Raw genomic sequence first — 10,871 nt, forward strand, 5'->3', positions numbered from 1 at the left:
CATGGATGGCTCCGCAGGATCAGCCTCACGAGAATTTTGTCTTCCCTGAGGAGGTACTGCCACGTGGTAACGCTCTCTAATACTTCGTATGCAGGCGGCGGTCGCGACCTCAGTTCGACCGGTTTTGCCTGGTGGGCTGGTAATGCCCGTTTGATTAACCTTTCCGGTAAGCTGCTGGGCGCTCACGTCGCTCACGCTGGATTAATTGTTTTCTGGGCTGGTGCGATGACCTTGTTTGAGGTCGCTCACTTTACCCCAGAGAAGCCCATGTACGAACAGGGTTTGATTCTTCTCCCTCACCTGGCTACTCTTGGCTGGGGTGTAGGACCTGGCGGTGAAGTCGTCGATACTTTCCCTTACTTTGTTGTCGGCGTACTCCACCTAATTTCTTCTGCCGTCCTTGGTTTTGGCGGGATTTATCACGCCCTTCGCGGTCCAGAAACCCTAGAAGAATATTCCAGCTTCTTTGGTTATGACTGGAAGGATAAGAACCAAATGACCAATATTATTGGCTATCATCTTATCCTTCTCGGCTTCGGTGCGCTGCTGTTAGTGTTCAAAGCCATGTTCTTTGGCGGCGTATACGACACCTGGGCACCTGGTGGCGGCGACGTTCGCGTCATCACTAACCCTACCCTCAATCCTGCCGTCATCTTTGGCTATCTCATCAAAGCTCCTTTTGGTGGAGAAGGTTGGATTATCAGCGTCGATAACATGGAAGATATTATCGGCGGTCACATTTGGGTTGGTTTGATTTGTATCGCTGGTGGAATTTGGCATATTCTGACCAAGCCCTTCGGTTGGGCACGCCGCGCCTTTATCTGGTCTGGGGAAGCTTACCTTTCCTACAGCTTGGGTGCGCTGTCCCTGATGGGTTTCATTGCTTCTGTTTACGTTTGGTTTAATAACACTGCTTACCCCAGTGAATTTTATGGGCCAACTGGCATGGAAGCCTCTCAAGCGCAAGCTTTCACTTTCCTAGTGCGCGACCAGCGCTTGGGTGCTAACATCGCCTCTGCTCAAGGTCCCACTGGTCTGGGTAAATACTTGATGCGTTCTCCCACTGGCGAAATTATCTTCGGCGGCGAGACAATGCGTTTCTGGGATTTTCGCGGTCCATGGCTTGAGCCAATGCGCGGTCCCAACGGTCTTGACCTAGACAAGCTCAGAAATGACGTTCAACCCTGGCAAGTTCGTCGTGCTGCTGAGTACATGACTCACGCTCCCCTAGGTTCTTTGAACTCTGTGGGTGGCGTGATCACGGATGTTAACTCGTTTAACTACGTGTCTCCTCGTGCTTGGTTGGCAACGTCTCACTTCGTTTTGGGCTTCTTCTTCTTAGTCGGTCACCTCTGGCATGCCGGACGCGCTCGTGCGGCGGCAGCTGGCTTTGAGAAAGGGATCGATCGCGAGACCGAACCAGTATTGGCTATGCCTGACCTTGACTAATTGAAGCGGTTAGGATAGCTTATTTTCCCACGGCGGAACGTCAGCCGTGGGATTTTTTTATTTATATTTTTTTAATTCTTTTTTTATGGGGTTAGATCGGCTATGCCACATTTAATTTGCAGATAATAAATAGGCAAGAATGCCAATAATAACATATTTCTTATCTGTAAATTTTGAAAGTTTAATTTTTAATTTTAAATAACACAGAAACGATGAAATAAATTAGTCTAAAATCGAGCGATCGCTTAAATTTAGTCAATACTAATCGAGTAAGATTGAAGCAGAGAGATCGGCTTGTACGGATGTCAAAGCTATCTGTTTATTGGGGGCTTGTCAAGTTTAATAATAATCTTGAGGGATCGAAAGCGAGGCTAAAAGAGCAAGTGGTCGGTTCGCTCGTCAACGATCGCAAGATATTCTCTATTTATGTCGGCTTGGTTGTTATTCATGCATGTGGAAGTAACTATTCTCAACTTCTAACTTCTTAACGCAAATAAGTAAGGCTGTCTGTCTGCTAAGTCTTCAATTCCTCGCTGGAGTTTGCCCTATGATTCGCGTGCTTATCGTTGACGATCAGAAAACAATTCATGAAGTTTTGAAGAGCTACTTAGAAACCGAACCAGATATAAAAATAGTTGGATTTGCTGTGGACGGTCAAGTAGCTCTTCAGTTAGTAGAAGAACTTAAGCCCGATCTCGTCCTGATGGATCTTGATATGCCAGTTATGGATGGATTGACAGCCACAAAAATCATTTCTGAGCGATTTGTTACCACTAAAGTATTAATTTTTACCGTTCAAGATGATGATAACTATCTCTATGGAGCTTTACAGGCAGGTGCCAAGGGGTATTTTCTCAAGACTACTTCAGCCAAGGAATTAGTCAGTGCTATTCGACACGTTCATCAGGGATATTTTCAGCTCGGACTAGATTTGATTGAGAAATATATCTACAAGATTTTGAATTTGTCATCGAATTTAAATGAGATTTATCAGCTCAATAAAAGGCTGGATTTGCATGAAAAAGAAATGACAAGATTCAACAATCAGTTGAAGAATATACAGATAAAGATAGAGCAGGTTATCGATAAGGATTTGGGTAAAATTCTCAAAGAAAATAGAGATTTATTTGGTCAAGATACGAAGATAGAATTTAGGCTTGATAGCTTAAACCAGCATATACATACATTAGAAAAAAGAAAGAATGTTCATATTAGATTTATCTGGATGTATCCTTTGGTTCTAAGCGTTCTAAACATTGTATTGATTAGCTTGCTCTTGAGGCAGAATTAGCCAGATAAGGCGATCGCCACTTGACCGATCGATCCAAAAGGCGATCGCGATGATAGCGATTACAGACTAGATAAAACTTCTCTCGCCACTGCCAGAGTGCGATCGACATCTTCATCCGTATGCGCCAAGGAAGTAAATCCCGCCTCGAATTGAGACGGTGCCAGATAAACGCCGCGCTCTAGCATGCCTCGATGGAAGCGGCTAAACTTAACGAGGTCGGACTTTTTCGCATCCTCGTAGTTGTGAACTGGCTCTCCGGTAAAAAACATGCCGAACATGCCGCTAATTTGACCGCCGTAGACTTCGTGTCCGGCTTCTTTGGCAATTTGCAGCAAGCCATTAATCAGTTTTTTGGTAATCCGATCCAAATATTCGTAAGTTCCCGGCTTTTGCAGCAATTCTAAGGTTTTAATGCCAGCCGTCATCGCTAGGGGATTGCCAGAAAGGGTTCCTGCTTGATACATGGGACCGGATGGAGCGACCATTGCCATGATATCTTTCCGTCCGCCATAAGCACCGACGGGCAAACCGCCGCCAATCACTTTGCCCAACGTCGTCAAATCCGGCGTAACGCCAAACCTTTCTTGGGCACCGCCATAAGCAATGCGAAAGCCGGTCATCACTTCGTCAAAAACGAGCAAGGCTCCATATTCTTGAGTGATTTCCCGCAACCCTTCTAAAAATCCCGCATCGGGCGGAATAAAGCCAGCATTGCCGACGACTGGCTCTAAAATTACCCCAGCAATGCGATCGGGATTTTCGGCAAACAATGCCTTGACTGCTTCTAGATCGTTGTAGGGAGCCGTTAAAGTATTGCTGGTCGTCGTTTTGGGAACGCCTGGAGAATCGGGCAAACCCAGAGTAGCTACCCCCGATCCTGCCTTGACCAGAAACATATCCGCGTGACCGTGATAGCAGCCTTCAAATTTGACGATCGCGTCGCGTCCGGTGAAAGCACGCATCAGGCGCAGCACGGACATGCAGGCTTCGGTACCAGAATTGACGAAGCGCACCATTTCGATGCTGGGAACCGCTTCGATAACCATTTCGGCGAGAAGGTTTTCCTGCACCGAGGGCGCGCCAAAACTGGTTCCTTTTTCTAGGGCTTCGTGAAGGGCAGCAATGACATCGGGATGAGCGTGACCGCAAATAGCCGGTCCCCAAGTGCCTACATAATCAATGTACTGGTTGCCATCTACATCATAAATATACGCACCTTTGACGCGATCGAATACGATGGGTTGTCCGCCAACAGATTTGAACGCTCGCACGGGAGAACTAACCCCACCAGGCATTAACTTTTGGGCGGCGGCAAAAATCTCTTCCGATCTCGTGGTTTTAAAGGAAGTCGCGTTAACCAATACTTTCTCCTTTTTTTATAGTAGGGGTTGTCGATCTGTCTTTTGGAGCAGACATGAAGGCGACTATAGATTTATTGCACGATCTATTATCCTACGCTATTACAAACGAGACCGATTCTGAATATAAAAATTCGCGATCGCCTTCGTCAATAAAAACAAAATTAAGATTGGGATTTAGCCAGTCCGACCGTAACTTTGAACGGTATTGTGCAATAACATTGCCACCGTCATCGGTCCTACGCCGCCAGGAACGGGAGTAATATAGCGAGCCACTTCAGCGACGGCATCAAAATTCACATCTCCCACCAAACGCGATTCCCCATTGGCACCGACGACGCGGTTGATTCCCACATCGACTACAACCGCACCGGGCTTGACCATATCAGCACCGATCGTTTCTTGTCGTCCGATGGCAGTTACGAGAATATCTGCTTGGCGAACGACACTTGCTAAATCTTGGGTACGGGAATGGGCAATTGTCACCGTTGCGTTCTCTTCGAGCAACATTAGCGCCAGCGGTTTGCCAACCAGGATACTGCGCCCGACCATAACCGCTTGTTTGCCTTTCAACTCGATCTCATACTCCTGCAAAAGACGGATGACCCCTGCTGGCGTACAGCTACGCAAACCCGGTTCCGAACGTACCAGTCGCCCTAAATTAACTGGATGCAACCCATCCACATCTTTATCAGGATGAATTTTATATAACAAAGCATTGGAGTCTAAATGTTCGGGTAGGGGTAACTGAACAAGAATCCCATCGACTCGTTCGTCTCGATTGAGTTCATCAATAACTTGCTCTAGTTCTTGTTGAGAAGTTTGAGTCGGAAAATGACGACCGAATGAGGCGATTCCCACATTCTTGCAAGCGCGTTCTTTACCTCGTACGTAAGCAGCACTAGCAGGATTATCTCCTACCATAAGTACGGCTAATCCTGGGGGTCGTCCGATTTGAGGTTCTAGGGTTTGAATGCGTTCTTTAAGTTGCGACTGAATTTTTTGCGCTAGGGCTTTACCGTCAAGAATTTGAGCTGTTTGAGCGGGCATCGAGTGTAGCAGATAAAGAATGAATTTGAGAGATGGAACTACGATTGTCCAATCTCTATCTTAGTTGGATATGATGTTCCCAGATGTCATTGAATGGGTAGGGAGATGGTATCTCAAAAGCCGAGTCGCTGGCAGGGCAGTTTCTTGCCATTATTAGTAGGCGTAGGACTCATCAGTTGCGGTTGCGCGGGCGATCTCATCGCTCTTTCAAATTCTTCGGTAATCTCGATTAGCGAGCTACAGCAACACCAAAAAGAGTCTGAGGTTGTTTATCTTAAAGGAATAGTCGGCGATCGCGTTCCGTTTTTAGGGAGCGGCGCTTATCAATTGCAAGACCGAACGGGCGCGGTTTGGGTCATGACCCAAAAAGAACTCCCCTCTCAAGGAGACGAGATAGCCATTAAAGGACAAATCAAACACGAACCGATCGCGATTGGAGAACAAGAATCTCAACAGATGTACGTTGTAGAACTCGAACAATTGGAACGCCGCTCTCAGTCTCGATCCCAACAACCTGCTGGCACTCCCCCATCGACTGAGAAGTAGCATGATAACCCACAGACCCGTCGATGTAGCTCTGGCAATTCTCTACCGAGATGGTAAATTTTTAATGCAGTTGCGGGACGATAAACTGGGAATTCCCTATCCCGGACATTGGGGGTTATTTGGCGGTCATCTGGAACCGGGCGAGTCGCCAGAAGAAGGCTTGAAGCGAGAGATCCTCGAAGAAATCGAGTACGCCGTCGCACGACCGATCGCGTTTGGCTGCTACAGCGATCCGAAAGTCATTCGCCACGTTTACCACGCCCCCCTAACCGTTCCCCTCGCTTGCCTCGCGTTGCGGGAAGGTTGGGATTTCGCTTTACTGCCGCCAGAAGCCATTCGCCAGGGTGGTTATTATTCGGCGAAAGCTATGGAAATTCGTCCGTTGGGCGAGATTCACCAGCGAATTTTACTCGATTTTTTCCAAGCAGAATTATAGTGGATGAAGGAGCTAGGAACTCGATTGTTGCTGTCAGAATTTTGTAGCAGATCGAAACCGACAGGCAAAACATCGCTCTGGCTAGTTCCTGCCTCTTGTAACCGCACAAAACGCTGTTCTATGAAACAATTTCCCAGATTGTCCTGTTTGTGTCAAAAACTTCTATTTGGAGGAGCGATCGCTACTCTAGCCGTTGGATCTTTGCTAGCGCCAGCCTCCAGTTCCTCGTCGCTGCCAACTCCCTCGCGAGAGCGTTCCGAAACTCAAGAAAAGCCTTCCAATACCCTAGACAATAGTCCCAAAGCCGTTGTCGATGAAGTTTGGCAACTGGTTAACAGCGAATTTGTAGACAAAGAGTTTAATCACCGCGATTGGCAAAAAAAGCGACAAGAGTTACTGAGTAGGAACTATGCCAACCCAAAACAAGCATATAAAGCCATCCAGGACGCACTACAAGAATTAGGCGACCCCTACACTCGCTTTCTTGCCCCGGATGAATTCAAGATGTTGACCAGTCAAACCTCCGGAGAATTTACGGGCGTAGGCTTGCGCCTGGCAGTCGATAAGCGAACCAGCGACCTGATCGTCATCGAACCGATTAAAAATTCTCCTGCCATGAAAGCAGGGATTAAACCAGGTGACAGAATTTTAAGAATTAATGGCAAACCGACTGCTTTGATGAGCCTGGAAGAGGCATCAAAAGAACTAGAAGGCGAAGTTGGCTCCCAAGTCAACCTGCAAGTAGCTCAAAAGGACAAAGGAATTGTTGACGTATCGCTGACTCGCGTCGAGATGGAAGTTCCGTCAGTCAGCTATAATCTCCGACAAGAGGGTCAGATTAAGGTTGGCTATATCAAAATTGACGATTTCAGCTCCCATGCGGCAGAGCAAACCAAGCAGGCGATCGAAGACCTGGGCAAACAACAAGTAAAAGGATATGTTCTGGACTTACGGGGCAATCCAGGCGGACTGCTGTTTGCCAGCGTGGATATCGCGCGGATGTGGATGGAAAAAGGTGACATCGTGCACATTATCGATCGCCGGGGCGGCGATCGCAAAACCTCAGCCAACGGCACGGCGTTGACCAATCTTCCTCTTGTCGTCCTCGTAGATGACCGTTCGGCGAGTGCCAGCGAGATCCTAGCCGGGGCACTCAAAGAAAATAAACGAGCTACCGTAGTCGGAACTACTACCTACGGCAAAGGAACGGTGCAATCCGTCCACGAACTCTCCGATGGGTCGGGTTTAGCCGTGACGGTGGCGCGTTACTATCCGCCCAGCATGACCGACATCAATCACAAGGGCATCAAGCCAGATATTAATCTAGACTTGACCATGGAGCAACAACTACGCCTGAAAAACGATCCGTCGCTGATGGGAACGGGTGCCGATCCTCACTACGAACGAGCAGTTAGCGTTCTGAGAACTCACAATCTCAGTCAAAATAAGCCTTCATCGCCCCAACCAATGAGCAGTCGCTAGAAAAAAGTCAGATTCTCAGGACAAGGTTCAAAGGGCGCGATCGCTCGAACTGGGGATGGCGGAGCAAGGAATGATTATCTGAGTGGGCGTATCCTCATTCGAGATCTCGTCTTCATCAAAAAGCTCTTCAATCAAGGGATCTTCAATGATGGTTGGCGTCTCCAAAATGTCTTCGAGCAAAGCCTCCTTCTCCGACATTTCCTCAGTCAAGGTATCTTCGGTTAAAGTATCTCTATCGCTCGAAACGCTTGAGCTTTCCCCGTAGATGCAATCTTCTGGATAGCTTTGGGTAAACGGGGATTCTGACTGGCGATCGGGACACAGATATTTCAAGAAAAATTCTAGGGTAGTCGGTTTGAGCCATCCTTTGAGGACTGCTAGCGCTCCCAATCGCAATCCGATCCGTCCTTGTTCGGAAAGCAGTAGGCGGAGCTGTTGTTCATCTAACAATCCTGCTGCCCTAAGATAGTAGCCTAGCGGCATTTGCCGTTTCTGCTGGAGTAGGGCGGGCCACTGTTCGACGAAGAAGTCAGCCGTTTCCTGTTTGAGCCATCCTCTCAACGCCAAGATTTCTCCAATTCTGAGATCGCGATAGCAAGTTTGATCTTGCAGCGCTAACTCGATCTGCGAGGCTGACACCAAATCGGCTTCTTGCAAAATGTTGCCCAACGGCTTGCTAGAGGAGAACTGGGGTACGATAATGCAAGGATCGGAGACGATAAGACGAGTTTCGGACATATCAAAACACCTAGATCAACCTTGGGACAAGGCTTCAAAATGATTTTTCCCACTTCTTAAGAAAATCTTATCTTTGAGAACTCGTCACAGAAGCGATCGCGATCGTTACCCGAATGCGATCTCAAGCGCGATCGCCGCTTTCCATTCTCTAAAAGCTTCTTACAAGCTCCCCTATCTGCTCGACTATGCCTGATAATCTAGATCGAGTATCGATAGGAAACGAAGTGTGAGGAGGAAAGACTATCTTGAACCATAAACTACCTATAGCAGCTGCGAGATTGCGATCGCTCTGGGGACAATAGGACAATTCTCAGTCGGGGCAACGACCTTAAATTTTTTTTTAATTATTGGTATAAGGTTGAATCGGTCATCGTAGCGAACCTCAAACCTTACTAATGCAGTTGGGCTTTTCTATCATTGTAATTTGTTATTTTGCGCGCGATCGCTACTGGATCGATATAGTTCTATCCAAATTTACACTGACGCGCCAACGCCTTGAGTAGCAAAATTTGGTATTCTTTATCGCTGACGAGATAAGAGCCAAATCGTTCTAAGTGAGGATTTTGTAATTGAGCGTCAAAGAGAACAAATCCTCGTTCTCTGAGATGCTCGACTAGCTTTACCATCGCCACTTTTGACCCTTCAGGAATGCGATAAAACATCGATTCTCCGATAAACGCTCCTCGGATAACGATCCCTAAAATTCCGCCTGCCAAGCAGTCGCCTTGCCAAGTTTCAAAGCTATATGCCCAACCGGCTTGGTAAAGTGCAAAATAAATTTTCATTAATTCAGGGGAAATCCACGTCGTTTCGCGATTGGCACATCCTTCACATACCGCTTGGAAATCTCGATTAATTGCTACTGTAAAACGTTTCTGGTTTAAAACGCGGCGCAAAGACTTGGGATAGCGAAAGCGATCGTCGAGGGGAATTAGCGTTCTCTGATGGCTAGTATACCAGCCTAATTTCCCTGATTCGTCCGCCATCAGAAAATAGCCTTGGGCGTACCCCTGTATAATAGACGCAATATCCACAGAATTATTATGCTCTCAGAATTCAGAATCAAATCGTTCGGAATTCTCCCATGACGGCTCAACCTATTCCACCGATTACCCTACCGCCAATTGAAAATCCCGACCGAGAAGGCGAGTGGCTGCAAAAAGCTTTGCACGAGTGGCTGAATCGAGAATTTATCCCCGAAGCCATTAACGAGAAAATCGCTCAGCGAGCCGCTCAAATCTTTGTCCGACAGCGCCTTGAGGGGGAAAATGACTTAGGCTCTCTCGTCATCGCCATCGTGACCGAGATGCAAGCTTTTGATTTTCGAGAAAGTTTTTATAGCGAGTTTGCGATCGCTAATGCAGTTAGCGACCTAATTTTAGATAGTTTAGGATTCGAGCGCTGTTGCGGACAATAAAAGAAGGAAAAAGGAAAAAATAGTTTTTGCCTTTTACCTTTTGCCTTTCCCTTACCAGCTAGACTTAACCACGCCCGGTAATAATCCTTGGTGCGCCCATTCCCGCAGCACGTTACGAGACAGTCCGAAATCGCGGTAGTAAGCTCTCGGTCTGCCTGTGACCATACAACGGTTGCGGTGGCGATTGCGAGCACTATTGCGAGGCAATTGTTGCAGTTGGCGATGGATTTCGATTTTTTCGTCTAAGGTTTCAGCTTTACGGAACTGTTCTTTTAATTCAGCTCGTTTAGCAGCATATTTAGCGATCAAATGACTGCGCTTTTTCTCGCGCTCGATCGTGGATTTTTTTGCCATAAACTCTACTTGCTAGTATTCCTAAAATTTAAGACAGCATTTTCTATCTTATCCCATCCTTTCTTCAAAGGAAGATAGAAGATAGCACAAGGAGTGTTTTTCCTTATAGAGCAGGGAGCAAAACCAACCTTAATTTCTATCAGTTAGAGCCGATTAAACGAGTTCGTTTAGTGCGTAGAGCTGATGGGGACTACGCACAATTTGCCATTGATATAGATGTTAGGATAGAGACACAGCTTACATTAAAGGCTGTAGGGTTGGATTTGGGCTTACAATACTTCATTGCCGACACTTCGGGAGTAACGATTGAAACTCCTAAGTTCTACCGCCAGGCAGAACGGCAGTTAAATCGCGCTAATCGTAAGAAGTCAAAGAAGTTTGTTAAAGGTGCAAAGCCTCAGTTCAAAAACTATCACAAAGCTAGGGTCAGATACGCTCGGAAACATTTAAGAGTAAGTAGGCAGCGAAAAGAGTATTGCAAGAGCTTGGCATACTCCGTCATCCAATCTAACGATTTGGTCGCCTATGAAGACTTAAACGCGAAAGGGCTGGTTCGCGATCGACATCTTAGCAAAAGTATCAGTGACGCTGGCTGGTCAACATTCCGTAGTTGGTTGGAATATTTCGGCTATAAGTATGGCAAGGTGAGTGTTGCAGTTCCACCACACTATACCTTATCCGATTGCCCTGCTTGTGGCAAGCGAGTTAAGAAGTCGCTATCGACTAGAACTCATGCTTGCCCTTGCGGAT

Annotated in this window: 11 protein-coding genes and 2 pseudogenes; 8 read left to right on the forward strand and 5 right to left on the reverse strand. The window is 47.0% G+C overall.

The window, feature by feature from the left end; all coding sequences use genetic code 11:
• From NIES593_RS25710 to NIES593_RS22865, 3 genes and pseudogenes are all read left to right on the forward strand, one after another.
• A pseudogene (locus NIES593_RS25710) lies at window positions 1-80 on the forward strand (photosystem II protein D2); the annotation flags it as partial.
• A complete protein-coding gene (gene psbC, locus NIES593_RS22855; protein WP_015143766.1) occupies window positions 64-1,449 on the forward strand; it encodes a photosystem II reaction center protein CP43 in 1,386 nt (461 codons plus the stop codon). The pseudogene NIES593_RS25710 and the gene psbC, both read left to right, overlap by 17 nt.
• A 547-nt stretch (window positions 1,450-1,996) precedes the next feature.
• Window positions 1,997-2,740 (forward strand): response regulator, encoded by a 744-nt coding sequence (locus tag NIES593_RS22865; RefSeq protein ID WP_073601759.1) that lies wholly within the window; start codon window positions 1,997-1,999, stop codon window positions 2,738-2,740.
• A gap of 59 nt (window positions 2,741-2,799) precedes the next feature.
• Here NIES593_RS22865 and hemL read toward each other — a convergent pair whose 3' ends face one another.
• Window positions 2,800-4,101, reverse strand: coding sequence for a glutamate-1-semialdehyde 2,1-aminomutase (gene hemL / locus NIES593_RS22870; RefSeq protein WP_073601760.1), 1,302 nt, complete (start codon window positions 4,099-4,101; stop codon window positions 2,800-2,802).
• Between the two features lie 174 nt (window positions 4,102-4,275).
• The gene (gene folD, locus NIES593_RS22875) at window positions 4,276-5,148 is read right to left on the reverse strand and encodes a bifunctional methylenetetrahydrofolate dehydrogenase/methenyltetrahydrofolate cyclohydrolase FolD (protein WP_015143769.1); all 873 of its coding nucleotides are present in this window, start codon (window positions 5,146-5,148) and stop codon (window positions 4,276-4,278) included.
• Window positions 5,149-5,253: 105 nt separating this feature from the next.
• Here folD and NIES593_RS22880 point away from each other — a divergent pair, with 105 nt between their 5' ends.
• The 3 genes from NIES593_RS22880 (at window position 5,254) to ctpB (ending at window position 7,612) form a co-directional block, all read left to right on the forward strand.
• Window positions 5,254-5,694 (forward strand): hypothetical protein, encoded by a 441-nt coding sequence (locus NIES593_RS22880; protein ID WP_083602529.1) that lies wholly within the window; start codon window positions 5,254-5,256, stop codon window positions 5,692-5,694.
• 1 nt (window position 5,695) lies between these two features.
• Window positions 5,696-6,130: an NUDIX hydrolase gene (locus NIES593_RS22885; protein WP_073601762.1), complete on the forward strand. Its 435-nt coding sequence runs from the start codon at window positions 5,696-5,698 to the stop codon at window positions 6,128-6,130.
• 120 nt (window positions 6,131-6,250) lie between these two features.
• Window positions 6,251-7,612 (forward strand): carboxyl-terminal processing protease CtpB, encoded by a 1,362-nt coding sequence (gene ctpB / locus NIES593_RS22890; protein WP_073601767.1) that lies wholly within the window; start codon window positions 6,251-6,253, stop codon window positions 7,610-7,612.
• Window positions 7,613-7,639: 27 nt separating this feature from the next.
• Here ctpB and NIES593_RS24460 read toward each other — a convergent pair whose 3' ends face one another.
• Together NIES593_RS24460 and aat are read right to left on the reverse strand one after the other, a co-directional pair.
• Window positions 7,640-8,350, reverse strand: coding sequence for a hypothetical protein (locus NIES593_RS24460; RefSeq protein WP_073601763.1), 711 nt, complete (start codon window positions 8,348-8,350; stop codon window positions 7,640-7,642).
• 464 nt (window positions 8,351-8,814) lie between these two features.
• The gene (aat, locus tag NIES593_RS22900) at window positions 8,815-9,384 is read right to left on the reverse strand and encodes a leucyl/phenylalanyl-tRNA--protein transferase (RefSeq protein WP_073601764.1); all 570 of its coding nucleotides are present in this window, start codon (window positions 9,382-9,384) and stop codon (window positions 8,815-8,817) included.
• Between the two features lie 50 nt (window positions 9,385-9,434).
• Here aat and NIES593_RS22905 point away from each other — a divergent pair, with 50 nt between their 5' ends.
• Entirely contained in the window at window positions 9,435-9,767 is a 333-nt protein-coding gene (locus NIES593_RS22905; RefSeq protein WP_073601765.1) for a hypothetical protein, read from the forward strand.
• 51 nt (window positions 9,768-9,818) lie between these two features.
• Here the strand turns inward: NIES593_RS22905 and rpsN are convergent, their stop codons facing one another.
• Window positions 9,819-10,121 carry a 30S ribosomal protein S14 gene (gene rpsN, locus NIES593_RS22910; RefSeq protein ID WP_073601766.1) on the reverse strand — a complete coding sequence of 101 codons (303 nt, stop codon included), beginning with the start codon at window positions 10,119-10,121 and terminating at the stop codon, window positions 9,819-9,821.
• 125 nt (window positions 10,122-10,246) lie between these two features.
• Here rpsN and NIES593_RS22915 point away from each other — a divergent pair.
• Window positions 10,247-10,871 (forward strand): annotated as a pseudogene (locus NIES593_RS22915) (RNA-guided endonuclease InsQ/TnpB family protein); the annotation flags it as partial.

This window comes from Hydrococcus rivularis NIES-593, assembly GCF_001904635.1.
Taxonomy (GTDB): domain Bacteria; phylum Cyanobacteriota; class Cyanobacteriia; order Cyanobacteriales; family Microcystaceae; genus Hydrococcus; species Hydrococcus rivularis.